The following is a 26136-nucleotide window of genomic DNA, read 5'->3' as shown; positions in this document are numbered from 1 at the left end:
CAGCTTGGCAATAACTTTGAGCCACCTATCTAACTACCCATGAAAAAAATCTCATATCTACAAGCACTTTTTTCGTGTTTCGTCTCCCTGCTCATCGGTCTCCCGGCTCTTGCCCAGATGGCAGAACTGAAGTGGACATACAGGCCTCTCGTCATTGTCGCACCTTGGGCAGACGATGCGGCTTTGAAAGATATACAGATCGTGCTGCGCCAATCTCGTGATGAGATGGCAGATCGGGATATGGTGGTTGTGACAGTTGCCGGAGATACCGCATATGCCTGGGATCCGGCAGTGGATAAGAGACTGGACATACAATTTGATGCTGTCGCGTTGCGCCAAACCTACCAGCGGGCTGATGGTCGGGTTTCAATCGTTCTGATCGGCAGGGACGGGGATGTTAAGGATTACGGCACAACCCCCGGCGATATTCAGAACATGATCGACCTCATTGACACCATGCCCATGCGCCAGCGTGAGCTCGATGCACGTAAACGCGAGGCCGAAAGGCGCGAGGAAATCAACAACCGCATGTGGGGCGACGAGAGCTTTGGCCGCTAATTGCGCAGGTGGGATTTTCACAACCGGACCAACGCGCTAACATGCAGCCTCGTTTACTGGGAGAGACACCATGAAAGAGCTGCTTGGAACCGTTGATCACGTCGGTGACATCAAGACCGCTGCACCGATGATTGCAGGCATTCACCACTCAGCCTTTCGCTGCCGGGACGCCGGGGAAACGCGGAAATTTTACGTGGATATTCTGGGGCTGGAAGACGGTGCCGCGCTGGCGTTTGACAAAGACCCTGCGGGCAACGACCGGCCCTACATGCACCTGTTTTTCAAAATGGGTGACGGCAATTTTCTGGCGTTCTTCGATGAGCCCAACTCCGTGAAGGAAGATCTCTTCACCATGAAGGACGGTATCGAGGACTATCACTTTGCCTTTGAAGTGGCCTCAATGGACGAGCAGGCACAGTTCAAGACACGGCTGGAAGAAGCCAAAGTGCCGGTGTTTGGACCCATCGACCACACCTTCTGCCATTCGATTTATTTCTTCGACCCCAATGGTCTGGCGCTGGAAATTACCGTGCGTGACGCCTGCCATGACGAGTACATGGCCGAAGAAGGCGCTCAGGCGCGCGCGGCCATTGAAAAATGGACGGCGAAAACCCAAGCCATGAAACAGGCCCGGTTGGCTCAGGCAGCCGCGGAGTAATCTCCGCGGTTCAAACAATGTATGTGGCCCCGCAGTATATCCGGGGCATTATGCCTGCGCGTGCCTAGTTGAGGCCCGCCGCCCACCATGTATCAAAGCGGACGAAGTTGGGCTGTATCTGGGGGTGTTCCAGGTCCTGCCAGCGCGCCACCCACTGGTCAGGCGCGTGATATAGCGGGATGACGTAATGGCCGGACAGCAGCACCCGGTCGAGGGCCCGCACGGCGGCAACAAAATCCTCCCGCGCGCGGGCTTCCAGCATGGCGGCGATCATCGCGTCCACGGCCTCCGACTTCACACCCATGTAGTTGCGCGTGCCGTCCGTGTCGGCGCTGTCTCCACCCCAGTAGAATGATTGTTCATTCCCGGGGCTGAGGGACGCTGACCAGAAGTTGAAAATCATGTCGAAATCATAGGTCTGGCGGCGCTGCTGAAACTGGCTTGAATCCACATTGCGAATAGCAGCGGTAATGCCAACACGCTCCAGATTGCGTGCGAATGTAAGGGCGAGGCGCTCGTCTTCAGGGCTGGCCACCAACAGTTCAAACGTAAATGGCTCGCCGGTTTGCGCGTTCACCAGTTTGGCATCGCGCACCTCGTAGCCCGCTTCAGCGAGCAGCGCCATGGCGTCGCGCATCTGGGCGCGGTTGCGGCCTGAACCGTCAGTGCGCGGGGCGACATAGCCCTTTTCCATGATGGCGGGCGTCACGGCGTCAGGAAACGGGGCAAGCAAGGCACGTTCAGCGTCACTTGCCGGACGGCCTGCAGAGGACAGCTCCGAGTTGTCATAGAAACTTTGCGTACGTGTATAGAGGCCATGAAACAGGTTCTTGTTGACCCACTCAAAGTCAAACAACATTGCCAGCGCCTCACGGGTTTTCACATCTGCAAACACATCGCGCCGGGTATTGAAGACCAATGCACGCATACCTGACGGCGTGCCCATTTTGATCCGCTCACGGACAATACGACCGTCCCTTACAGGCGGCACGTCATAACCGGTGGCCCACCGGGTGGGATCATCTTCGATGCGCAGCGTGTAGTCGCCCGCCTTGAACGCCTCAAACGAGGCATTGGCATCGCGGAAATAGTCGTAGCGGATCGTATCGAAATTATCGTGGCCGCGCGTGACAGGAACATCCTTGCCCCAGTAGTTGGGGTTGCGCACAAAGGTGATGCTCGCGCCGGGGTCAACATTGCCGATTGTGTAGGGGCCGGAGCCGATCATCGGCGTCAAGCCCGTGCGGGTGAAATCCTGACCTTCATATATGTGCTTGGGCAGGATCGGCATCAGCCCCATGATGAGCGGCATTTCACGGTCGCCGTCCTCGGTGAAGGTCAGCCGAACGGAGCGCTCACCTGTCTGCTCCATGGACGCCACTTTGCCGTAGTAAAATGCATGATTGGGGCGGCCTTGATCGCGCAGGGTCTCGATTGTGAACATCACGTCATCCACATTGATGACATTGCCGTCCGAAAACCGTGCTTCCGGACGCAGGGTGAACTCAACCCAACTTCGGTCGTCGGGCACTTCGATGGTTTGCGCAATCAGGCCATAGAGCGAGAACGGCTCGTCATAGGAACGACCCATCAGGCTTTCAAACACATGCCAGCGAATGCCGGCAGCAGGTGTGCCGCGCACAATCATCGGGTTGAGGCTGTCGAACCCGCCAATCGCTGCCAGCTTGATGATGCCGCCTTTGGGCGCGCGGTCATTAACATAATCAAACCGGGTGAAGTCGGCGGGATATTTGGGCGAGCCGTGCATGGAAATGCCGTGTGCCGGTTCAGCCTGGGCAGGGCGTACAAATGACAGCGACACCGAAAGCGTTAACGCCAGCGCGAGCATTACAAAGTGTTTAGTCCGCACCATCACAAAAGCGCCCATGTTTACTATCAGCCTCGCAAATCTGGTCGAGTCGCGCGTCGCGACGTTGCTTCACTGTATGACACACCTGACAATGTCACTAGAACCACGGCACTAGAACCACGGCACTAGAACCACCGCACTAGAACCACGGCATCGGGGCTGAATTAGGGCTGTACGCAAACGCTGCATCCGCAAACGGGATTTGACAGACGCAAGCCACGCCGCTAGCGGTGTGGCCACCATACGGGCGGTGCAACAATGGTCGGAGTGCCCGGCACCCCCCCCAGAAACTGAGGACAGATCTATGACCGGCATTTTTCGTGCAGTGACCCGCAAAGCCTTCTCCCGCATAGCCGGGCTTGCTCTTGCCGCGATCGCACTTGGCACCGTTGCTGCAACCGCTCAGGATGCCGGGCAGGAAGCGCCCCTTGAACCAACCATTGTTGAACAGCACGGCGCCTGGGTCTTTGAATGCACCCCCGCAGAGGGCACCGAGTTTTGCACCATTCAGCAGGTACTCTCAAACGCGGACACCAAGGAAGTGTTGCTGCACGTCACCATCGCCTATCATCCGCGCACGGCGGACCTGCTGATGGTCTCCATGACGCCGCTGGGTGTGGAATTGCCTCTTGGTCTTGGTATGCGCATTGACGAAGGGCAGCAGATGGCTGCGCCCTACACGAACTGCACACGCCCGGGCTGCCGTGCCACAGCCCCGCTGAATGACGCGCTTGTGTCGTCGCTCAAGAATGGCAACACGATGACAATTTCATACGGCTATCGGGGTCAGCGTCTGGATGCGCCGGTGTCGCTGTCGGGATTTACGGCAGCGTTTGACCGTCTGGCCTCACGCAAGCCTGTTGCTACGGCTCCGGCAGCAACCGCCCAGTAGTCTTGTGCCTCAGTAGTCTTGTGCCTCAGTCGTTTGGGCCGGGCGAGATTTTGGCGCGCAGCCAGCCCCATAGCGAGTTTCCACGCAACACAAAGCGTTCGAGCTTGTCCATCTCGGCTGCCAGCTTTTCAGGGTCGGCGTAAAGCTCTGACCTGGTTTTTATGGGACGAGCGGGGTCCAGTTCGCGGACCGGGCGCGCAGGATTGCCTACAGCGATGACATTTGCGGGGATCGATCCGGCGACCACCGAGCCGGAGCCGATGACCGAGTTGTCGCCGATGGTGACGCCCTTGCAAATCTTGACGCCATATCCAAGCCAGACGTTTTCTCCGATTACAACCGGCCTGTGTGCATCACACTCCGCGGTGCGGTCATAGACGTCGTGCCAGTCTGAATCTGAAATATAGGTTTCACCGGCAATCATGGTGTTGGTGCCTATGGTTATGTGATCCGATGACAAGATGCGGGTGCCGGGACTGATGAGCACATAATCGCCAATGTCGATGCGGCCCTGGCGGTCGCCGCTGTCCCAGGTGGTGAAGGTCAGGGGATAGGCAGCGGTGGCGCGCAGCGTGGCACAGCGGCCGATTGTAATGTTGGGTCCAAAGAGCTGAATGCATTTGGGGTCGCCCGCATCGAGGTAGGGGCCGACACTTTCAAATTGCGGTTCCAGAAAATGCTGCACCCAGGCACGCTGATAGCGGCGGTGAATGCGCTTGATCCATGCGGGACGTTTCTCGGTACGCACGGTGCTGGCCTCTTGTTCTTGTTCGTGGCGCAAAGGGCATCATAGCCCACGGCACTAATTGCTGCTAAACAACCTGCGACCTTTATCCCGTTATATGAATATGGATTAACATGAGCTCGATCGATACGCTTTTTCGCCCGTTTTCACTTGGAAAACTAAACCTGCCGAACCGCATTGTGATGGCGCCGATGACGCGCAGCCACTCACCCAACCAGGTGCCGGGACAGGATGTGGCGGACTATTACCGCCGTCGCGCCGAGGCCGAGGTGGGCCTCATCATCACCGAAGGCACCACCATTGACCATGACGTAGCCAGCAATGACCCCAACGTACCCGCCTTCCACGGCGAAGCGTCGCTGGCGGGGTGGGCTAACGTTGTGAAGGAAGTGCATTCGGTGGGCGGCAAGATCATGCCGCAGCTTTGGCATGTGGGGACCATGCGCAAGCAGGGTACGGGGCCACACCCGGAGCCGCAGAGTGCAGGCCCCTCCGGCCTGTTCAAGCCCGGCAAGAAGGTTGCCGAGCCGATGACGCAGGCGGACGTCGAGCATGTGATTGGTGCGTTCGCCAAGGGCGCGGCTGACGCGCAGCGACTTGGTTTTGACGGCATCGAGATCCATGGTGCGCACGGCTATATCATCGACCAGTTTTTCTGGGACGGCACCAACGAGCGGACGGATGCTTTCGGCGGCGCATTGCCGGAGCGCACGCGGTTTGCGCAGGAAATTATCAAGGCATGTCGAGCAGCCACCAGCCCGGATTTTCCGATCATCCTGCGGTTCTCGCAGTGGAAACAGCAGGACTATGACGCGTGTCTGGCACCAACACCGGCAGAGCTTGAGGCGTTTCTTGCTCCGCTGAGCGATGCGGGCGTTGACATTTTTCACTGCTCAACGCGGCGGTTCTGGGAACCTGAGTTTGACGGCTCAAACATGAACCTTGCAGGCTGGACCAGAAAGCTGATGGGCAAGCCGACAATTTCCGTTGGCAGCGTCAGCCTTGATCAGGAGTTCATTGCGTCGTTTGCAGGCGTTGAAGCGTCCAATGATGCAGGTCACATGGATGATCTGCTGGAGCGCATGGCAGCGGACGAGTTTGACCTCATCGCGGTCGGGCGGGCGCTTATCAGTGACCATGAATGGGCAACAAAGATCCATCAGGGGCGATTTGATGACCTCAACGCGTTCTCCAAGGATGCGCTGGCCAAATACTACTAGGCCGTCTGGTTCAAGGAAGCTCCGCCCATGCCTCTGCAACGCATCGACCATGTGCTTATAGCGGTCCGCGATCTTGATGCGGCAACTGCCGACTACGAGACGCTGACCGGGCGCACTGTATCGTTGCGGGGCGGGCACCCGGACTATGGTACCGTCAATGCCATTTTTCAGCTTGAGAACACCTATATCGAGCTGATTTCACCGGCGGGTGAGGGGTCATTCGCCACGCAGCTGCGGGCACACCTGGACGACAAGGGCGACGGGCTGTTTGGTATTGCTCTTGGTACGGATGATGCCGCTGGCCTTGCTGCTGATTGGCAGAAGGCGGGTCTGGCGGCAACCGATCCACAGCCCGGTGCGGGTACAAGCCCCGACGGCACGGTGCGTGAATGGCGTAACGTTTTTGTGCCGTCGGCCAATGTGCTGGGGCTGTTCATGTTTGCCATTGAGCATGTGTCGGATGCAGCGACGCGACCACATGCGCGGGCGGTTGGCGACGAGGCTGCAACGTTTCACGCGGTGGACCATGTTGTGATCAATACGCCCGACGGTGACAAGGCCGTGTCGCTGCTGGGGCATACGATGGGCATTCGTCTGGCGCTCGACCGTGACGCACCGCAGTGGGGTGCGCGGATGATGTTTTTCCGGCTTGGCGGCATCACGCTCGAAGTCATCCAGCGCTATGGCGACGACAAGACGCCGCCGATGCCTGCTGATGCGCCATCACAGTATTGGGGCATGGCATTTCGCGCGGCAGATGTGGCGGCGGCGCAAGCAAGGCTGGCAGATGCCGGGGTAAATGTGTCGGAGGTCCGCAAGGGCCGCAAACCGGGAACGCTGGTTGCAACCGTTCGCGACAAAAGCTGCGGTGTGCCAACGCTGATTGTAGGGCCAGACCCGCAAGCGGCAGAAGACTGAGAAGTTACCTGCTACATACCCGCAGTCAACATGGCCAACCGCCAACGCTAATGCGCTGATCCCGGACGAATGGCGTAGATGCCGTCATGCAGATCGCCGAACATTTCGTTCACCTGGGGATGACGGACAGGCTTTCCGCTGTCGTCAATCAGCAGGTTCTGCTCGGACACATAGGCCTCGTATTCAGTCTGATCGTTTTCCGCAAGCAGGTGATAGAACGGCTGGTCCTTGCGCGGACGCAAGTGCTCGGGAATGGCCAGCCACCATTCTTCGGTGTTATTGAACACCGGATCGACGTCAAAAATGACGCCCCTGAACGGGAAAAGCCGGTGCTTTACCACCTGGCCGATGCGGAACTTGGCTTCTCGGTTTTCCATAACTGTCCGTGTTGTGGGGTCGTGGTTTCAGTCTAGTCGGCTGAGGTATCGGCCACTTGATAAACTGTTCGTGTGGGAAAGGGAATGTTGAGGCCCGCGGCGTCATAGCCCTCTTTGATTTCGCGGGTTTTGTCGAAGGTGAACGGCCAGTAGTCAGGCGCCTTGACCCAGACCCGGCAAATGACATTTACCGAGTTGTCACCCAGCGATTTGACCGCCAGCATGGGCTGCGGGCTTGGCAGCACGCGGCTGTCTTCCGCCACCACTTTACGCATGACATCAAAAGCCTTGCCGATGTCGTCGTCATAGGCGATGCCACACTCAATTTCCACGCGGCGGGTGGCGTTGTAGCTGTAGTTGCTGATGGCCGACCCCCAGACGTCGCTGTTGGGCACAAATATCTGCACGTTGTCCGGCGTTGAAAGCTCTGTTCTGAAAAGTGTGACGGCCTTGACGGTGCCCGACACACCGCCGGCCTCAATGTAGTCGTTTACTTTGAAGGGACGCAGAAACAAGAGCATTACGCCGGCAGCCACATTTGACAGCGTGCCCTGCAGCGCCAGGCCGATGGCCAGGCCGGCGGCCCCTAGGACGGCCAGCAGACTTGCGGTCTGCACACCAAACTCAGCGAGCACCGCAAGCAGCGTTACGGCAATTACAATGTAGCGCGCCAACCCCGCAAGAAACGCTGTCAGCGTCTGGTCAATACCGTCAAACCGTTGCATCAGCCGCTCAACGGCGCTACGCACACGATTGGCAATCCAGACGCCGAGAATAAGAATAACGATGGCCCCGACCACGCTGAGGCCGTAGCTGACGGCAAGGGCGCTGAGTGTTTCGGAGGCCTGTTCGGTCATGGTCAGTATGTTTTCGTCCATCGGTACGCTCGCAGTATGTTAGTGTAACAGGCATCAATTCAGACGCTGAATGCGGACCATTCGCGGCTGGCAACCTGGAAAGATACAGCATGAAAAACCCGATTCACGCAAACCTGCACTCCAGACATATTGCACCCTCAGGCTTGGCGGTTTGCATTGCGCTTCTGCTGGCGGGGTGTCAGGCGGGCTATACACCGCCACCTGCGCACGAAGCGCCGGGGCAAGACGCGCAGGGGCAACATCAGGGGCTGTTTGAACGCGGTCCGCGTGCTGCTGTTGTTGGCGAGCATGGCACCTACAACATCGCGTGGATCACCGTGCAGGATCAGGTGCTTTTGCAAAAACCGGTTTACGAGGTGCTTGTGTCGTATCACCCGACCAACCGCGGCCCGGGCGGCGTGAAAGATCATCACTGGGCTGAAATGATGCAGGTCGCCGAAGCAGAAATTGCACGGCGATGCCCGCCGCCAGGTGCACCGCAGGTGCTTGGCTCAAGCAGAGACAACGACGCCCGCCAGCGTGCAATGGGTGCTGAAGTGCGCGTGACATATGCCTGCCAATAATGGTGCCTGCCCAAGACCGGCAGACACGGCAGACCCAGCAGACACTGAGCGCCTCAGTCGTTGATATTCACGTTGGTGGTGTCGGGATTGGCCTGCTGGTTCTGGCGAATAATGGTTGTTTCCTCGCTTCGATCTATGCCCACCGATTGGGGATACGGAAACTCCGTGTACGGCAAAGTGCCCGGCACGCCACTGCCATTCTCTTTCACCGCATCCGTGCCGCAACGTGGCCGCAGGGCATCGCAGTTCCACTGTGCCCCTGACACATGGCCGGTAATGCTGCCGCCGCGCGTGTGCACGCATTCACACAACACGTTATCCATGCAGGCTGTCGCGCCAAGGTTTTTGGCTTCGCAGCGGGGCATGTCGTCGGCACGCGCTGGCACGACGCTGAGTGCCAAAGCCAGCCAAAGCCCGGCGAGAACTGTCGGTAAACTCATAGTGCGCATGGTGCATCTCCTTGAGGAAACCAGTCTAGCCGCGTGCAGATGAACGATGTCTTGCGTCAATGCGCGACCTGCTCCTGCTTACAGTCCCATCTGGCGCACGGCGAGGTCGCGCATGATTTCTTCGGAACCGCCACCGATCGACAGAACTTTCACTTCGCGGTAAATCCGCTCCACCGAATTGCCCCGCAGGTAGCCCGCACCGCCCAAAATCTGCATGGCTTCTGATGCCACAAACTCAAGCGATTTCGTGCCCAGAAACTTGGCCTTGCAGATTTCCGCCACCGGCATTTCGCCTTCGTTGATGGTATAGCAAATCTGCTGGAGATAGGCGTCCAGCGCGTCCGTTTTGGCCGACATATCCGCAATCTTGTGACGGATGACCTGATGGCGGATCATCGGCTGGCCGAATGTCTGGCGCTCCTGCGCCCACTCGATGGAGCAGCGCAGAGCCTCTTTCATCATGCCCAGCGCTTCCGCCGTCAGGCCGACGCGCTCAAGGTTGAAGTTCTTCATGATCTCGATGAAGCCGCGGCCTTCTTCGCCCATCAGATTTTCAGCAGGCACGCGGCAGTTATCAAAATAGAGCGTTGCCTGGTCAGACGCCCACCAGCCCATTTTCTTGCCGAGTTTTGTGCGCTCGAAGCCAGGCGCATCCTTTTCGACGAAAAACAGCGAGATGCCGTTGAGACCTTCGCCGCCGGTGCGCGCGCCGACCACAAAATAATCGCTCTTCATGCCCCCGGTGATGAATGTCTTGGAGCCGTTGAGCACCCAGTGGTTGCCGTCCTTATGGGCGCGGGTTTTCATGTTGGCCACGTCAGACCCGCCGGACGGTTCGGTGATGGCGAGGCTTGAGCCTTTGCGGCCGGCCACCACATCGGGCAGCACGCGCTCACGGATTTCGGGGATGGCGAGTTTTTGAATGGGGTCGAGCGAAATGGTGCGCCCCACCAAAGCCGCGAGCACGCCATTGGCACCGGACTTGCCCATTTCTTCCATCCAGGCCATGCGCAAAAACGCATCGTCAAAGCCCAGTCCGCCATATTGCTCGTCAATGCCAAAGCCGAACGCGCCAAGCGAGCCTGCCTTCTCATGCAACTCCCAGGGAATCTCCTCGGCTTCATCCCATTCATCCGCGTAGGGACGCACTTCGTTTTCCACGAAGCGGCGCACAGTGTCGCGGAACTGGCGGCGTTCCTCGGTGTCGTGGGGGCTTAGCATTGTGGTCTCCCTGCGGTGTGCGTTGGTACGCATTCGATGCACGTTTGTGTAATAGCATACAGCGCGCACAAAACTGTGCCCACACAGATTGCGACGGCTATCTTGTATTAACGCTGCGGTCGGTCGATCATCGGGCCTCAGGATCAAACGTGGCCGTCGCCTGAATGACGCAAAGACCACGTGAAAAAGAATACAGGCAGGACACCAATGGCAGCGGCAGGCAGGCAGAGCATTCGCATTGGCGGGGCGGGTGGATTTTGGGGCGAGGCGCTGCACGCCACACCGCAACTGCTGCGTGGCGGTGACCTTGATTATCTGGTTTTTGATTATCTGGCCGAAATTACCATGTCGATCATGGCGCGCGCCCGCGCCAAGGATCCGGCGCAGGGTTATGCCACTGATTTTGTGACCGGCGTAATCGCACCGCATCTGGCAGACATCGCAGCGCGGGGCGTCAAAGTCATTTCAAACGCGGGCGGCGTTAATCCGGCCGCCTGCGGTGAGGCAGTGCGCGCGCTGGTTCGCGACGCCGGACTTGATCTCAAGGTGGCCGTTGTTGCCGGTGATGATCTGCTTCACCAGGCAGATGAACTGGCCAAAGCCCGGCACCTGGAAATGTTTTCCGGGGGCGCCTTTCCAAACCCCAAAAGCGTCGCCAGCATCAACGCCTATCTGGGGGCTTTTCCGATTGCAGATGCGCTGGCACGTGGGGCTGACATTGTCATCACAGGCCGTGTGGTGGACAGCGCGGTGACGCTGGGCGCTTGCATCCACGCATTTGGCTGGAAGCGCGATGACCATGACCTGCTGGCCGCAGGCACATTGGCTGGTCACATCATTGAGTGCGGACCACAGGCGACCGGCGGCAACTTCACCGACTGGCGTGACGTTGCGGATGATCTTGACACCATCGGCTACCCGATTGCGCAGGTGAACGCGGACGGCACGTTTGTGTGCAGCAAGCCCGCTGACACGGGCGGCAAGGTGAGTATCGGCACGGTTTGCGAGCAGATGCTGTATGAGATCGGTGATCCGCAGGCCTACATCGTGCCCGACGTTGTGTGCGATTTTTCGCAGGTGCAGGTGCGCGAGACCGCGCCCGATCAGGTGCAAGTATCAGGTGCGCGCGGGTTGCCAGCGCCCGACACCTATAAGGTTTGCACTACCTATGCGGACGGGTTTCGCGGTGGGTTGATGATGGCGTTTATCGGCCTTGATGCCGCCGACAAGGCGCGCACCTATGCGCAGACCTCCATTGCCCGCGCGCAACGCATATTGCGGCAGGCCAACGCGGCAGATTTCACCGAAACCAGCATAGAGATCATTGGCGACGACGCGCATTACGGAAATGCATCGTCAAACCCAGCGTCCCGCGAAGTGGTGATGAAACTCGCGGCCAAACACCCTGACGCTCGCGGCATTGGGGTTTTGCTGAAAGAAGTGACCGGTCTGGCGCTGGCGACACCGCCGGGGCTGACGAGTTTTGCAGGCGGGCGGCCCAAGCCGTCCCCGGTCATCCGGCTGTTTTCGTTTTTGTTGCCCAAGAGCGCTGTGACAATCACGGTGGATGTTGAGGGTGACACCACCACGCAGCAGGCGGAGGAGGGCCTGGCATTTACGCCTTCAAGCCTTGAACGCCCCACTGAACCGGCCGCACCCGATATGGAAACCGCCACCAAAGAAGTGCCGCTCATCAGCCTTGCCTGGGCGCGTAGTGGCGACAAGGGAGACAAAGCCAATATCGGTGTGATTGCGCGCAAGGCGGACTATCTGCCGTATATCGCGCAGGCGCTTACAGCGGACGCCGTGGCAAAACGGTTTGCGCACTTCCTTGAGCGACCGGCAGACGCAACGGCTGTTCAACGGTTTTTCCTGCCCGGCTCACATGCGTTTAATTTTTTGCTGCACGACGCGCTGGGCGGTGGTGGTGTCGCCAGCCTGCGTGCTGACCCGCAAGCAAAGGCCTATGCGCAAATACTGCTGGACCATCCGGTGGCCGTTCCTGCAACGCTTGCCGGGCAGCTTTAATGCCACGATCCATCGACCAACCGCCTGAGGGGCAGTGATGCCAGTTTTCCAAAGCAAGATTGATCCGGGTTCGCAAGCCTTTGCGGCCAACCGTGCCGACATGCTGGCGCTGGTTGAGCAGTTGCGCAGCTACGAAGCGCGCGCCGCAGCGCTTTCAGAAAAGCGCAAGCCCCGGTTTGAGGAGCGCGGCCAGTTGACGCCACGCCAGCGGCTCGAACGCCTTCTGGACCCCGGTATGCCGTTTCAGCGGCTCTACAACATGGCGAACTTTCAGGTTGATGACCCCAACCCCGAAACATCCGTACCCGGTGCAAATATCATTGCCGGAATCGGCTTTGTTGGTGGCGTCCGCTGCATGATTTATGTGGATGACAGCGGCATCAGTGCAGGTGCCATGACCACGCAGTCTGTGGGCGTCATGACGGGCATCATGGACTGCGCCATCCGTCAGAAATTGCCGTTTGTGCATCTGGTGGAGAGCGCGGGCGCAAACCTGTTTGAATACACCGTGGAGCTGTGGGCGCATGGCGGGCGCATGTTTTATAATCTGGCGCGGTTAAGCGCGCTGGGCATTCCGACCTTTGTCATTCTGCATGGGCCATCGACGGCGGGCGGGGCCTATCAGCCGGGCATGAGCGACTATGTAATTGGCGTCAAGAAGAACGGCATGGCGGCGCTGGCAGGGGCGGCACTCGTCAAGGCTGCAACGGGCGAGGTGGCGGACCCTGCCGCGCTTGGTGGCACGGAGATGCACGCCAGTGTCACCGGGCTTGTGGAATATGTCGCGGAAGACGACGCGCACAGTATTCTCATTCTGCGCGATCTGATGACGCGCATTGACCACAACAAGCAGATTGCCCGCGCGCCGGCGCGCACCTATGAGCCGCCCAAACTCAGCCCGGATGAGTTGGCCGGTGTTGTGCCGGTGGATTATCGGCAACCTTATGATGTGCGAGAAGTTGCCGCCCGGCTGGTGGATGGCTCTGACTTTGTGGAGTTCAAGCCCCGTTACGGGCCTGCCACAGTGTGCCTTCAGGCAAGCATCATGGGTCATGCCTGCGGGTTGATCGGCAATAACGGGCCGATTGACCCGGCCGGGGCCACCAAGGCGTCACATTTCTTTCAGCTTTGCGACCAGTCCGATCTGCCAATCATTTTTTTGAACAACACTACCGGCTATATGGTGGGTACGGAATATGAGCAGGCGGGCATGATTAAGCACGGCTCGAAAATGATTCAGGCTGTGTCGAATGTGCGTGTGCCCAAAATCTCGCTGTATATTGGCGCGAGTTTTGGGGCGGGCAATTACGGCATGTCGGGTTATGCCTATGAGCCTGAGTTTCTGTTTGCCTGGCCCAACGCCACCACCGGCGTGATGGGCGGCGAACAGGCAGCAGGCACCATGGAGGAAGTGGCGCGAAGTTCCGCCGCACGGCGCGGGCAGGACGTGGATGAAGAAGCTCTGGCAGCGCAGCGGGCGGCTGTCGTCAAGCTATTCGACGATCAGTCCACGTCGTTTTATACGTCGGGACGGTTACTGGATCACGGCATCATAGACCCGCGTGATACGCGCAAGGTGCTTGGCTTCGCGCTGCAGACAATTTGGGAGGGGCGCAACAAGACGCTGCACCCCAACAGTTTCGGTGTTGGACGCCACTAAAGGGCAATACAAAAATGACAACGCTTCCCAACGTTTCTGCGGTTGACCTTGAGCTTGATGGTGGCTGGCTCACCATCTGGTTTGACCAGCCTGACACGCGCAATGCACTGACGGATGATCTGGTGGGCGACGTTCGTGCCACACTTGAGGCCGTGCGCGACGACAGGGCTGTGCGTGGTATCACCCTGCGCGGGCGGCACGGCATTTTTTGCGCGGGCGGCAATCTCAAGCAGTTCAAATCATCGTTTCAGGGCGGCGGGTCGCGTGATGACATTATTGCGATGTCAAAAAACGGGGCGGTGCTGTTTGACCTTATCAATGACATGCCACAGGTGGTGATTGCAGTGATTGAAGGTGCCGCCATGGCGGGCGGCTTTGGCATGGCGTGCTGTGCTGATGTGGTGATCTGCGAAACCTCGGCACGCTTTGCCATGACGGAAACCGCGATCGGCATTTCGCCAGCGCAGATTGCGCCGTTTGTTATTCAAAAACTCGGCTACGCCACCGCCAGGCGACTGATGCTGACCGCAGCCCGCTTCGACGGCGCCGGAGCGCACGAACTGGGCTTCGCTGACTTTGTCGCGAATGGCGTTGACGGCATCAACGCGGTTGAACAGCAAATCAGGTCGCAGGTGCTCAAATGCGCACCGGGTGCCATTGCCGACACCAAGTCGCTTATTCTGGCGCTGCCCGACATGGACAGGATGCAGGCGATTGATGCGGCGGCTGAAAACTTCACCGGGCGGCTGCTGAGTGACGAGGGCAGGGAGGGCGTTGCGTCCTTTCTGGAGAAGCGCAAGCCCGATTGGGCGCAGTAAAGGCGGACACCTACCATGCGTTTCAACTCCATACTGGTGGCCAACCGCGGCGAGATTGCCTGCCGCGTGATGCGCACGGCCAAGGCACTGGGCTATCGCACGGTGGCGGTTTATTCCGATGCTGACGCCCGCGCGCCGCATGTGGCGATGGCAGATCAGGCGGTGTGCATTGGCCCGGCCCCGGTGGCGCAATCCTATCTGGACCCTGAACGGATTTTGACTGCCGCCGAACAAACCGGCGCACAGGCCATTCATCCCGGCTATGGCTTTTTGAGCGAGAACGCAGACTTTGTGCGTGCCTGCGAGGCGCGCGGTCTGGTGTTTATCGGTCCGCGTGCGGACGCGGTGCAGTTGATGGGCAACAAGGCCGAAGCCAAACGGCGGATGATTGCGGCAGGCGTGCCGTGCGTGCCCGGCTATGAAGGCGCGGATCAGGCCGAAACAGCGTTTGTTGACGCCTCCAAAACGATCGGCTTTCCGGTGATGGTGAAAGCGGCGGCCGGGGGCGGCGGGCGCGGGATGCGGCTTGTGCAGCAGGCTGACGAGTTGCCTGAGGCTCTGAGACTGGCCCGCTCTGAAGCTGAAAACGCCTTTGGGTCCGGCGAGCTCATTCTGGAAAGGGCGATCATTCGGCCCCGCCACGTTGAAGTGCAGGTGTTTGCGGATGAAGCGGGCAACACGGTGCACCTGGGCGAGCGTGATTGCTCAGTGCAGCGCCGTCACCAGAAGGTTGTGGAAGAGGCACCATGCCCGGTATTGACGGCTGACTTGCGCCGCCGCATGGGCGCAGCGGCGGTGGAAGCAGCACAGGCTATCGGCTATCGCGGGGCGGGCACGGTTGAGTTTTTGCTTGCCGATGACGGTGCATTTTATTTTCTGGAAATGAACACGCGCTTGCAGGTGGAGCATCCGGTTACCGAACTCATCACCGGCCTTGACCTTGTGGCGCTGCAACTGCGCGTGGCGCAGGGGGAGCCGCTGGGGATAATGCAGGAGGACATTTCGCTGAACGGCCACGCCATAGAGGTGCGTCTGTATGCGGAAGATGTTTCCGACAATTTTCTGCCCAGTACCGGGCATATTGAGTTATGGGCACCACCCACAGGCGAGGGGGTGCGCGTGGATGCGGGCATTGCGACCGGCCTTGATGTATCGCCTTTCTATGACCCGATGATTGCCAAGATCATGGCACATGGCGAAACGCGCGACATTGCGCGGCGACGGCTGATTGAAGCGTTGCGCGGCACGGGCATTTTTGGTCCGAGCACCAACCGGGACTTTCTGATTGATGTGCTGTCGCGCGAAACCTTTGCATCCGGCGGGGCTACAACGGCGTTCATCGCCGAAGAGTTTTCCGACGACGATCTGTGCACAGCAGAGCCTGACGGCGTGAAGCTTGCGGCAGCATCCGTGCTGATGCTGATCGGGGAACGCCAGCGGGCGTGGTCTGCTGCTGTGGGCGTGGATGCGGAGCTGTTGAACTGGAGCAGTAGCGGGCGGCTGGCCACGTCCTATCAGTTTGAAGTGGGCGCGAACGTTGCCGACGTCACCGTTGTGGCAGCGGGCACCGATCAATGGACGGTCGAGTATGCAGGCAACAAGATTGCCGTCGTCGTTGAAACGATAAGCAATGCTCATTGCCGCCTCACCATCGACACGACCAGCTACGACATCTTGTTTGTGCTGCCGACGCCAGGCACGATTTCACTCAGCACCGCTGACACCAGCTACACATTGCGCAACCTTCACGCTACGGCTGGCCTCGATGATGATGCGGCAGGTGGCGGGCGCGTGGTGGCCCCCATGCACGGCCTCATTCTTGAGGTGCATGTGAGCGAAGGCCAGCAGGTGCGCAAAGGCGACCGGCTGGCTGTGCTCGAAGCGATGAAAATGCAGCACCAGATTTTAGCGCAGGTCGATGGCACTATCGCCAGCGTGCGCTGCACCGCTGGTGTGCAGGTGCCCGCTGGCGACGTGCTGGTAGAAATCGACGTGGCCGACGACGACGCGGCCTAGGCCGTCAGGCGGCTTTGGCGGTTGATTTGCGACGACGTGAACGGGCGCGATTGCGCGCAGCACCCGGCGCACCGGCTGTTGGCGATGAACGCTGTTTGCGCTTGCGCGGCTGCTGTTGCTGAACCGGCTCAGCCACCACCTCGACTTTTTCACGACCTGACGGCGGCGGGAAATCACCCACATCCAGCTTGCGCTTGATGAGCCGTTCAATGTCGCGCAGCAGGCTGCGTTCAGTGTTGTCGCACAGGGTCATAGCCTGTCCGCTTTTGCCCGCACGCGCGGTGCGGCCAACGCGGTGCACATAGGCTTCGGGCACGTTGGGCAGTTCGAAGTTCACAACGTGGGATACGTCATCCACATCAATGCCGCGTGCTGCAATGTCGGTGGCCACAAGCACCCGCACATTGCCGTTACGGAATGACGCAAGGCTGCGCACGCGCTGGTTCTGGCTCTTGTTGCCGTGAATGGCCGCTGCCTTGAACCCGTACTGCTCAAGATGCTGACATACTTTGTCGGCACCGCGCTTGGTGCGGGTGAACACGATGGCACGGTCCATGTCGGGCAGGCTCAGATAGTCCACCAGCACATTGCGCTTGGCGGCGGTCTGAAGCTGCAGCACTTTCTGGTCGATGCGGTCAATCGGTTTGGAGTTGGGCGTCACTGTCACTTCGACGGGGTTTTTCAAAAACTCCTGTGCCAGCTTGTGGATGGCCTTGGGCATGGTTGCCGATAGCAAGACCGTCTGACGCTTGGGCGGCAGGGCTGCAAGCAATTTGCGGATCTGCGGCATGAAACCAAGGTCAAACATCTGGTCGGCTTCGTCCAGCACAACGGTGTGCGTGGAATCAAGGCGCACGTTGCGTGAGCCCAGATGGTCCAGCAGGCGGCCGGGGGTGGCGACAATAATATCAACGCCCGTGGCCAGTGCCTTTATCTGCGGCGGTATCTTGGCACCGCCCACAATCACGGCGACAGACGGACGGCTGTGTTTGCCATAGGCGCGAATGTTGTCGGCAATCTGCGCGGCAAGCTCGCGGGTAGGCGCCAGAATAAGCGCCTTGCAGGTGCGGGCTTTGGCTGGCAACGGGTCTTTGGTAAGGCCGTCAAGGATGGGCAGCACGAAGGCGGCTGTCTTGCCGGTGCCGGTCTGGGCAATGCCCAGCACATCGGAACCTGCCATCATGGCGGGAACAACCCTGGCCTGAATGGGCGTAGGGGAAGTGTATCCTTCGGCTTCAATGGCACGAAGGAGCGGCTCGGCGAGGCCAAGCGGAATAAACTGATTCAAGAGAACTCTTTCACATAGGAACTGCGCCACCGCTCGAAATGGTCCGTTCACGGACCGCCGAAACAGGGGTGACGCAAAAGTGGTATCGCGGCCGGCGACAGTCGGGTCTGACCCTCATGCCGAGTGGGGCGGGTCAGCCTGTGCCTCAAAAACGAGGTTTCAGGGACCGGCCTCGCACTTGCGCGAACGCCAATGCCGCACCAAAGCGCGGCTTACGCAACAGGACATGGCACCGAACCCGGAAGAATGCAAGTCATGCCACCTATGCGCAACGCTGGCAGGCTAGGTGGCCATCCGGCGAAAAGCCCCCTTGTGGCCATCAATGAACTGGTGCTTGAGGGCACCCAGCACATGCGCGCCAATGACAAGGAAGAACACATAAGGCAGCACGATCTTGTGCAGCAGGCCCCAAATAACAATAGCCTCCTCACTCGGCGCCCAGAACAGCGGCGTGTCCCAGATGAAGAAATGCGACAGCTTGCCGGCATAGGTGGACATGACAAAGCCGGTAACCGGAAAGCCGATCATCAGCACATAGAGCAGCACATGGGCGCTATGGGCAGAGCGGCGCTCCCAGGGCTTGAGGGATGCATCAAGATGCGGGCGCGGCGCATAAAAGTGCCAGCCGAGTCGGGCAAGGGCGAGCGCCAGAATGATCAGGCCGATGGTCTTGTGCGCCACGTAATAGCCCGGTCTGAATGAGGTATCGTCGGGCACCATGGACATGAAAATACCCATCGGCACCAAAGACAGAAACATGACCGCAATGGCCCAGTGCAAATAGCGCGACACCCGGCCATAGGTGTCAGGTGTATTTGTGTCGGGCAGGGCCAACTTGTCGGTGCGCTTCATTTGCGCACTTGCAACCAGCAACAGAATAATCCCCGCCGCAAGACCTGCCGCGGCCTGAAGCCAGAGCAAGGTCGGTTTGGCCCCATCCGTCGGCACAACATGGGGTCGGGGGTCGGACACAAACCCGGTGCCATAAGCCCAGACGAACCACGAGGTGACAGCAAGGCAGCCCAGCGCGGCCAGCACAACGCCAATGGATCTTACGGTTGGCCTTGCAGCATTGAGCGCACCGGCCACCAGCACAGACGACACGATGATGCCCAGCGCCACCCAACTGCCTTCATGGTGAGGCATGCGCTCGGTGTTGGTTCCAATGCCGTCCTTCAAAAAATCGCTGGTGGCTTCTGCCTGCGCAAAGGCTGCATCAGGAACCATGCAGATGGCGAGCGCTGCCGCAGCAAGTACTGCGTTTATTGGCGTCGGAGCAAAGCGTGTCATGGCGTTCTCCTGCTTATGGACAGTGATCTGCGTCACGCAGCCTTCAGATAGTGGGCAATGCCTGAGCGGTTGAGCCGGCGCATGATTGAGTACGCTGCGAAGACTATTTTGACGGCGGCGGGCTCGTAGCCCGTCACCGCCTTTTGAAATGCCGGGCGGGCATACATGCGGGTCAGCCAGCCTGCCAGGTGCGGATGACGCGCTATCGGGTAGCGCATGGCAGCAACGCGATGCACATTCACCACCCAGGAAATATCGGCCAGCCCATAAGCCTGCCCCGACAGCCATGGGTTGCTTTCCAGACGATTGTCCAACGCTGCAAAAATCGCATCCACCTCATGAACGGCAGCGCGGATTTTGGTGTCGCCAAAGCCCTGCCTGGAAGAGAACTCCCGCATGAACGCAACCAGCTTTTCGTCTGCGCGGTTTTTCTCAAGATCGTCTAGCTGCTGTTCGCTCATGCGCCGAACCGGCTTGAACAGAAACTCATGGCTGAGGAGCTTTATAGTGCCCTGCAGGGATGATGACGCCGCGAGGGAGCTGGTCAGGTAGTCAGCATCCGCTTCGTTTTCAGGGCAGAGTGTCGGGCCATCGAACGTGTGGTCCACGTAATCAATGATGTCGTTGGACTCCACGATTGTTCGCCCATCGTGAATGAGCACCGGCACAACACCATTGGGGTTGAGCGCCTGAAACTCCGGCGTCACATGCTCGTTGTCGGGCAGCGACACATGATGCGATGTCCAACGCACTGCTTTTTCTTCCAGCACAAGACGCACACGCTGGGAGCAGTTGGACATAGCGAAATGAAACAGATGGACGCCGGTCAGCGCCTTAATGTCATCGCGCCGGGTTTCAATCTCAGCCACGGGGCACCTCCTGCGGATCAACCAACAAAGCGGCCGTAATAATGCGCTCCACATCATCCGGGTCCGGACTGGTATTGGTACCGGTCAGCAGATGCATTTCGGGGGCCTGGCTATACACCGTGCCGGCAATGGCAATGGCGCTGTAATACAGAAGCACCGGGTCGCCGTCGCGCACCACACCGGCACGCTGCCCGTCACGGATCAGTTGGATGGCGGTGTCAAAAAAATCCTGCACGTAGGTTTTGACCAGCCAGCGCAGCCGGTCGCTGGGGGCGCGGGCCTCGATGGTCATCAGACGGTGAAAGTCAGCATCTGCGGCACACATGCGGATGAGCACCCGAAGCGTACCGATCAGTTGATCGGCCAGTGTTTTGCCCGGTGCCGGATTGAGTGTTTTCGCTATGTCGGGGGCCATGGCGGTGAAATAGCTGTCCATCACCGCCTGCCACAGCTCGTGCTTTGACCCGAAGTGATAGCGCAGCAACCCCTGCGTCACGCCGGCCATGGCGGCAATCTGGCGGGTGGATGCACCGTCAAATCCCACAGACGCAAAGCAGGTTTTGCCGGCGCTCAAAATGGCGTCTCGCGCTTTGACACTGGCGGCGGTGGCTTGTTTGGGCACGGTTCAACCTGCTGCGGGAAGGTGTTCCAGAGCAGCGGTTATGACACCATGTAAAAAACTATTCAATCGAATAATTTTTGATACGCGCTATTCCATCTCAAGATCCGGCGTCTGAAGCACGGAGCGCAGCAGCGGGTTGGGGAAGCGGCGCTTCATGGTGACGGCGTAAAAGACCTCGGCGATGCCGGTCAGTTTTTCAGCTTCCACAAGCAGGCCCGATGCCAGTTCATCCCGCACCACGATGGGGGGCAGCACGGCAAGGCCCACATCTTCGCGCGCGAGCAGGCGCATCATCGCCATGTCATCCACTTCTGCGGCAATCTGCGGGCGGATGCCCAGGCGCTGGGTGAGGGCGTCAAACCCTGTGCGCACGCTGCTGTCGGATGTGGGCAGGATAATGGGGTGGCTTACGAGCAGTTGCGGGAGGGTATGTTTTTTGCCGATGCGCTTTGGGGCGCCCACAAGGCTCACCTCCTGTTCGGCCAGACGATGCGCCACAAAAAGCGTCACGGCATCGCGGGCGGGAGCCTGATTGGTCAGCACCACATCAAGCGTGAGCGCTTCAAGCGCGCGCAGAAGTTCGGTCGGGCTGCCTGACCGCAAAATCACCTCAACGTCTGGCCGCGCGAGGACTGGACGCAAAAAGCCGATCTGGAAGTTGCGTGAGAGCGTGGCCAGCGCGCCGACGCGCAATGCCTGGCGGGTGGTGCCGGTTTCACGCAGGGTGCCCAGCAGTTCATCGCCGGTGGAAAAAATGGTCTCCGCGTGGTCGAGCGTGATGCGGCCGGCTTCCGTGAGGTGAAGCTGTCGGGCGTAACGGTCAAACAGCCGGTGGCCCAGACGCTCTTCCAGTTTCCTGATCTGCACCGACAGCGTGGACTGCGACACGTTCAGGCGCTCGGCGGTGCGGGTAAGGTTGCCATCAAGGGCAACGGCCCAGAAATAGCGCAGGTGGTTATAATTGAGATCGTTCATTCGTTCTATAAATCAGAATGAAATTGCGTAAACAATGTATTTTTTTCATTGAAATGCGCCTGCTAGGTCACGGGCACGTTTTGCCCCACCCTTGGAGCTGATTCACCAGCTCACGCCTCATCGGGATATTTGCATTGCTGACTTATCTGCTTGCGCTCACAGCGCCGCTCGCCTTGATCGCGGTTGCCTTCCTGGCCTCCAAATCTCCGGGAAAGCGCCCCGGCAGTCTGCCCCGTATTGCGGAGGGGGTAACGCTTGCCACGTTTGTTGTGGCGCTCCTGTGCACGGCGTTGTTGATCTCGAACGGGGCGGCTACCAGCCCGCTGCTGGGGGTGTTCGGCGTCGGCTTCTCGGTGCGGCTTGATCTGGTGAGCAGCGTCATGATGCTGCTGGTGTCGTTTGTCGGCTGGGTGGTGGTTCGGTTCTCGGTCACCTATCTGGATGGCGAAGAACGGCAGGGAGCGTTTACCGGGTGGCTGTGCGTCACGCTGGCCGCCGTTTTGCTGCTGGTTATGTCCGGCAATCTGGTTCAGCTCGTGGGCGCCTGGATTGCTACCAGCCTGGCGCTGCACAAGTTGCTGCTGTTTTACCCAAAGCGGGTGGCGGCACAGCGGGCCGCGCGCAAGAAATACATCACCGCGCGCCTTGGTGACGGCTTTCTGGTTGCGGCCGCTTTGGTGTTGTGGGTCGGCTATGGCACCAGCGATATCTCAGCCATTCTGGGTGCCGCCCGCCTTGGTGAAGGCGCGAACTATGCCCCTTGGGGTGCGGGCCTGCTGGCCTTTGCAGCATTGCTGAAGTCGGCGCAGTTTCCCACCCATGGCTGGCTTACCGAGGTGATGGAAGCACCGACGCCCGTTTCAGCCCTGCTGCACGCGGGTGTCATCAATGCGGGCGGGTTTTTGCTGATCCGGTTTGCCGACGTGATGCTGCTGGCACCCGGCGTGCTGGCCATGCTGGTGATGTTTGGCGGGTTCACGGCACTGTTCGGCGGGCTTGTGATGCTGACGCAGCCGGCTGTGAAAACATCACTGGCCTGGTCCACGGTCGCGCAGATGGGGTTCATGATTTTGCAGTGCGGTCTGGCGCTGTTTCCGCTGGCGCTGCTGCACATCGTGGCGCATTCGCTCTACAAGGCACACGCATTTTTGGCGTCAGGCAGTGCGGTTGATCTGATTGCCGCCATCCGCAGACCGGGACCGATTGCCATTCCCAATGCGGTTGCGGTGGGACGCGCCTTCGTTGTGGCGCTGGCGATATATGCCGCGATCGGCTTTGCGTTTGGATATTACGACAAGTCCGCTCAGGCGATTGCGCTGGGAGCCATTCTGATTTTCGGCGTCGCCTATTTGCTGGCGCAGGGGCTTGCAGATGCCGCACCCAAGGCACTGACATTGCGCACGGCAGTGTATGCGGTGGCCGCGTCCATCGGCTACTTCGCGCTTCAAACAAGTGCCGTATGGCTGGCGGCGGGCACATTGCCGCCAACGCCCGCGGCAGGGCCGCTTGAATGGGTGCTGATTATTCTGGCCGTTATCAGTTTTGGCCTGGTGGCCATCGCACAGGCAATGTTTCCGCTATGGGCCTATCACCCGGCGGCGGCGGGGCTGCGGGTTCACCTTGCCAACGGGCTTTATGCCAACGCCATATTTGATCGACTGGTTCACAGTTGGTCGCTGCGCAAATCTTTGTAAGGACGCCTTTCATGAGCACGACCCTCGGCAGTGACCCTGACCTTCTGGCACACAGCATTGATGCAGCCACGCGGGCGATACCACCGGTGTGGCCGCTTGCCTCCAGTGTCGCCGTCAATCCGTTTTTGGGGCAGGCCGACCAAACGCTGGCAGAAGTTGCCAGCCGCCTTGGCCGCGTTGCCGGTGTGGCCGTCACCATGCCGCGCCAATGGTATGCGCAGCGTATCGACGCCGACACCATCACGGATGCTGATCTGGCCGATGCGCTTGCTGCCTGCGCAGATGGCCCCGCATCAATTGAAGCCCTCAAAAAAGCGGCACACGAAGACGCACCGCCAGCACAGGCGCTTGCGGCAATCACCGACCTGGCCGCCGAGGCGTCCGGTGTTGACTGGTCCAGCCTGTTCATCGAACGGTTTGGCGCATGGGCTTCAGGATATTTCGACGAAGGGCAGGCGCTGTGGGCGGCCCCCAGGGGGCGCGGGGCCTATACCGCGTGGCGGGCCGTTGCAATCTATGATCTGACGCCGGAAATAAACGGGCTGACGGGCTTTGCCGCGCATGTGGATGGTGCGCCGGAAAATGCCGGTCAAGCCATCGCGCGCGTGTGTGACCGGCTGGGCATTACAGCCGCAGGCGCAGAAACCTATTTTCACCAGATGCTGATGACCCTTGGCGGCTGGGGCCATTATGCCCGCTACCGGCTGTGGCAGGCTGAACTTGCCGGAGACTCTGACACCATCCTGACGGATTTTCTCGCTATCCGCCTTTTGTGGGAGGAGGCGCTATATGATTTGTATGCGGATGAAATAGCTTCGAAATGGCAAGCTGTGCGCACACAGCACGAGGCACCTGTCGCTGCGAGCGCTGAGCAGGTTATTGATGCGCTGTTGCAGGACGCTGCCGACCGCGCCGCCCAGCGTGGATTGGCACAGACGCTTTCAATGCCTGGCCCCATCGCCAAAGGGGAACGGCCGCTCATGCAGGCCGCGTTCTGCATTGATGTGCGCTCTGAAGTATTCCGGCGCGCGCTTGAGGCGACGCACCCGTCTGTTCAGACGCTTGGGTTTGCCGGTTTTTTTGGTCTCACAGCGGCGCACAGGCGGTTTGCCTCCGACGTGGTTGAGTTGCGCCTGCCGGTGTTGCTCAATCCCGGCGTTACCACGGTGTCAGGCACGCAAGACCAGGCCGATGATGATCTGTCGGCGCGGTTCAGGGCGCGCGCATCGCGGGCATGGGGGCGGTTCAAGCTGGCTGCCGTTTCATCGTTTGCCTTTGTTGAAGCCACCGGCCCGCTTTATGCCGCCAAGCTGGTGCGTGACGCGCTGGGCCTGCACGCGGAACCTGCGCCCAATGACCCGGCCCCCCGGCTTGATCCGGCGCTTGATCTGACCGCACGCATTACGGCGGCTGAAACCGTGCTGCGCGCCATGTCGCTTACCACCAACTTTGCCCGCGTTGTGCTGCTGGCGGGGCATGGAGCAAATGTTGTCAACAATCCCCATGCCAGCGGTCTGCATTGCGGGGCGTGCGGCGGGTATTCCGGCGAAGTGAACGCGCGGTTGCTGGCAGCACTGCTGAACGACTCTGACGTTCGGGCAGGCCTTGTGGCGCAGGGCATCACCATTCCGGCTGATACGCTGTTTTTGGGCGCGCTGCACGACACCACAACAGACGCAGTAACGATCTACAATGCTGACCATCCGTCCACGGATCACCTTCAGGATCTCGACCGTGTTCGCGGCTGGCTCGCCACAGGGGGCAGGGTGGCGCGGGGTGAACGGGCGTTGCGGTTGCCTCGGGCTGACGGTGCAAGCGCAATCCCCGCGCGCAGCCGCAACTGGGCCGAAGTGCGGCCTGAATGGGCGCTGGCAGGCTGCAAGGCTTTTATTGCCGCACCGCGTAGCCGCACAACCGGTCGCAGCCTCGAAGGCCGCGCGTTCCTGCATGACTACGACTGGCAGCAGGACAAGGGCTTTGGCGTACTCGAACTCATCATGACGGCCCCCGTTGTGGTGGCGAGCTGGATCAGCCTTCAATACTACGGCTCAACCGTCGCACCCGATGTGTTTGGGGCCGGCAACAAGCTGCTGCACAACGTGGCAGGCGGCATCGGAGTGGTGGAAGGCAATGGCGGCGCGCTGCGTCCTGGTCTGCCGTGGCAATCCGTCCATGACGGCGACGACTACGTGCACGAACCGCTGCGCCTGAGCGTGTGCATCGAAGCCCCGCGCGACGCCATGATCGACATCCTCAAACGCCACGACGGCGTGCGCGCCCTGTTCGACAACCACTGGCTGCACCTGTTTGCCCTCGACGACAGCGGCCGCATGGCATGGCGCTATGCGGGCAATCTGGAGTGGGAAGCGATGCCGGATGTAGCGCAGGCGGAAGCGGCAGCCTAGGCGCTTTCAGGGGTCATGACATTGTGACGGAGGAGGGATTCAAACCCAGCCGGCACCGTTAGGTGTCAAACAAAAAGTCCGGCTGTTCGGCGGATATGCCCTGGTGCCGATGCCGGACACAA

23 protein-coding genes are annotated in these 26136 nt (G+C 59.8%); 12 read left to right on the top strand and 11 right to left on the bottom strand.

Translation table 11 applies throughout. The annotated features are described in order from the left end of the window. Positions 1 to 39 precede the first annotated feature (39 nt). Both RIB87_RS01280 and RIB87_RS01275 read left to right on the top strand, forming a co-directional pair. Positions 40 to 558, top strand: a complete 519-nt coding sequence (locus tag RIB87_RS01280; protein WP_350142686.1) for a DUF4174 domain-containing protein — start codon at positions 40 to 42, stop codon at positions 556 to 558. Between the two features lie 70 nt (positions 559 to 628). After that, positions 629 to 1216 carry a VOC family protein gene (locus tag RIB87_RS01275; protein WP_350142684.1) on the top strand — a complete coding sequence of 196 codons (588 nt, stop codon included), beginning with the start codon at positions 629 to 631 and terminating at the stop codon, positions 1214 to 1216. A gap of 64 nt (positions 1217 to 1280) precedes the next feature. On the opposite strand, the gene RIB87_RS01270 is transcribed toward RIB87_RS01275, so the two are convergent. Continuing rightward, positions 1281 to 3104, bottom strand: coding sequence for an extracellular solute-binding protein (locus RIB87_RS01270; protein ID WP_350142682.1), 1824 nt, complete (start codon positions 3102 to 3104; stop codon positions 1281 to 1283). Positions 3105 to 3390: 286 nt separating this feature from the next. Between RIB87_RS01270 and RIB87_RS01265 the strand changes: the two genes are divergently transcribed. Next, a complete protein-coding gene (locus RIB87_RS01265) occupies positions 3391 to 3978 on the top strand; it encodes an invasion associated locus B family protein (RefSeq protein WP_350142680.1) in 588 nt (195 codons plus the stop codon). Positions 3979 to 4003: 25 nt separating this feature from the next. Here the strand turns inward: RIB87_RS01265 and RIB87_RS01260 are convergent, their stop codons facing one another. Then, positions 4004 to 4726, bottom strand: coding sequence for an acyltransferase (locus RIB87_RS01260; protein WP_350142678.1), 723 nt, complete (start codon positions 4724 to 4726; stop codon positions 4004 to 4006). A gap of 110 nt (positions 4727 to 4836) precedes the next feature. Between RIB87_RS01260 and RIB87_RS01255 the strand changes: the two genes are divergently transcribed. Next, positions 4837 to 5943: an NADH:flavin oxidoreductase gene (locus RIB87_RS01255; RefSeq protein WP_350142676.1), complete on the top strand. Its 1107-nt coding sequence runs from the start codon at positions 4837 to 4839 to the stop codon at positions 5941 to 5943. 27 nt (positions 5944 to 5970) lie between these two features. Then, the gene (locus RIB87_RS01250) at positions 5971 to 6861 is read left to right on the top strand and encodes a VOC family protein (protein ID WP_350142674.1); all 891 of its coding nucleotides are present in this window, start codon (positions 5971 to 5973) and stop codon (positions 6859 to 6861) included. Positions 6862 to 6908: 47 nt separating this feature from the next. Here the strand turns inward: RIB87_RS01250 and hspQ are convergent, their stop codons facing one another. Both hspQ and RIB87_RS01240 read right to left on the bottom strand, forming a co-directional pair. Then, complete coding sequence (gene hspQ / locus RIB87_RS01245; RefSeq protein WP_350142672.1) at positions 6909 to 7238, bottom strand: heat shock protein HspQ; 330 nt, start codon at positions 7236 to 7238, stop codon at positions 6909 to 6911. 32 nt (positions 7239 to 7270) lie between these two features. Further along, the gene (locus RIB87_RS01240) at positions 7271 to 8116 is read right to left on the bottom strand and encodes a mechanosensitive ion channel family protein (RefSeq protein WP_350142670.1); all 846 of its coding nucleotides are present in this window, start codon (positions 8114 to 8116) and stop codon (positions 7271 to 7273) included. Between the two features lie 89 nt (positions 8117 to 8205). On the opposite strand from RIB87_RS01240, the gene RIB87_RS01235 reads away from it, so the two are divergent. Next, positions 8206 to 8679 carry a hypothetical protein gene (locus tag RIB87_RS01235; RefSeq protein ID WP_350142668.1) on the top strand — a complete coding sequence of 158 codons (474 nt, stop codon included), beginning with the start codon at positions 8206 to 8208 and terminating at the stop codon, positions 8677 to 8679. Positions 8680 to 8732: 53 nt separating this feature from the next. Here the strand turns inward: RIB87_RS01235 and RIB87_RS01230 are convergent, their stop codons facing one another. Together RIB87_RS01230 and RIB87_RS01225 are read right to left on the bottom strand one after the other, a co-directional pair. Then, positions 8733 to 9128 (bottom strand): hypothetical protein, encoded by a 396-nt coding sequence (locus RIB87_RS01230; RefSeq protein WP_350142665.1) that lies wholly within the window; start codon positions 9126 to 9128, stop codon positions 8733 to 8735. 78 nt (positions 9129 to 9206) lie between these two features. After that, a complete protein-coding gene (locus RIB87_RS01225) occupies positions 9207 to 10349 on the bottom strand; it encodes an acyl-CoA dehydrogenase family protein (protein WP_350142663.1) in 1143 nt (380 codons plus the stop codon). A gap of 180 nt (positions 10350 to 10529) precedes the next feature. Between RIB87_RS01225 and RIB87_RS01220 the strand changes: the two genes are divergently transcribed. From RIB87_RS01220 to RIB87_RS01205, 4 genes are read left to right on the top strand one after another with little or no spacing between them, the layout of a single operon-like run. Continuing rightward, complete coding sequence (locus RIB87_RS01220) at positions 10530 to 12377, top strand: acyclic terpene utilization AtuA family protein (protein ID WP_350142661.1); 1848 nt, start codon at positions 10530 to 10532, stop codon at positions 12375 to 12377. Between the two features lie 37 nt (positions 12378 to 12414). Next, entirely contained in the window at positions 12415 to 14037 is a 1623-nt protein-coding gene (locus tag RIB87_RS01215) for an acyl-CoA carboxylase subunit beta (protein ID WP_350142659.1), read from the top strand. Positions 14038 to 14051: 14 nt separating this feature from the next. Then, entirely contained in the window at positions 14052 to 14855 is an 804-nt protein-coding gene (locus RIB87_RS01210; RefSeq protein WP_350142657.1) for an enoyl-CoA hydratase/isomerase family protein, read from the top strand. Positions 14856 to 14870: 15 nt separating this feature from the next. Continuing rightward, the gene (locus tag RIB87_RS01205; protein ID WP_350142655.1) at positions 14871 to 16871 is read left to right on the top strand and encodes an acetyl/propionyl/methylcrotonyl-CoA carboxylase subunit alpha; all 2001 of its coding nucleotides are present in this window, start codon (positions 14871 to 14873) and stop codon (positions 16869 to 16871) included. Positions 16872 to 16875: 4 nt separating this feature from the next. Here RIB87_RS01205 and RIB87_RS01200 read toward each other — a convergent pair whose 3' ends face one another. From RIB87_RS01200 to RIB87_RS01180, 5 genes are all read right to left on the bottom strand, one after another. Further along, on the bottom strand, positions 16876 to 18159 hold the full coding sequence (locus RIB87_RS01200) for a DEAD/DEAH box helicase (RefSeq protein WP_350142653.1): 1284 nt from the start codon (positions 18157 to 18159) through the stop codon (positions 16876 to 16878). A gap of 282 nt (positions 18160 to 18441) precedes the next feature. Further along, entirely contained in the window at positions 18442 to 19449 is a 1008-nt protein-coding gene (locus RIB87_RS01195) for a cytochrome b (RefSeq protein WP_350142651.1), read from the bottom strand. 32 nt (positions 19450 to 19481) lie between these two features. Next, a complete protein-coding gene (locus RIB87_RS01190) occupies positions 19482 to 20318 on the bottom strand; it encodes a glutathione S-transferase family protein (protein ID WP_350142649.1) in 837 nt (278 codons plus the stop codon). After that, on the bottom strand, positions 20311 to 20940 hold the full coding sequence (locus tag RIB87_RS01185; protein ID WP_350142647.1) for a TetR/AcrR family transcriptional regulator: 630 nt from the start codon (positions 20938 to 20940) through the stop codon (positions 20311 to 20313). Before RIB87_RS01185 ends, RIB87_RS01190 begins: the two co-directional genes overlap by 8 nt. An 87-nt stretch (positions 20941 to 21027) precedes the next feature. After that, on the bottom strand, positions 21028 to 21915 hold the full coding sequence (locus RIB87_RS01180) for a LysR family transcriptional regulator (protein ID WP_350142645.1): 888 nt from the start codon (positions 21913 to 21915) through the stop codon (positions 21028 to 21030). A 134-nt stretch (positions 21916 to 22049) separates the two neighbouring features. Between RIB87_RS01180 and RIB87_RS01175 the strand changes: the two genes are divergently transcribed. Together RIB87_RS01175 and RIB87_RS01170 are read left to right on the top strand one after the other, a co-directional pair. Next, the gene (locus RIB87_RS01175) at positions 22050 to 23609 is read left to right on the top strand and encodes a proton-conducting transporter transmembrane domain-containing protein (RefSeq protein ID WP_350142643.1); all 1560 of its coding nucleotides are present in this window, start codon (positions 22050 to 22052) and stop codon (positions 23607 to 23609) included. Positions 23610 to 23620: 11 nt separating this feature from the next. Beyond that, complete coding sequence (locus tag RIB87_RS01170; protein ID WP_350142641.1) at positions 23621 to 26014, top strand: YbcC family protein; 2394 nt, start codon at positions 23621 to 23623, stop codon at positions 26012 to 26014. Positions 26015 to 26136 lie beyond the last annotated feature (122 nt).

The sequence above is a fragment of the Pyruvatibacter sp. genome (assembly GCF_040219635.1).
Lineage (GTDB): Bacteria > Pseudomonadota > Alphaproteobacteria > CGMCC-115125 > CGMCC-115125 > Pyruvatibacter.
Note: the sequence above shows the minus strand (reverse complement) of the source record. Positions and strands in the feature narration are given on the sequence as shown.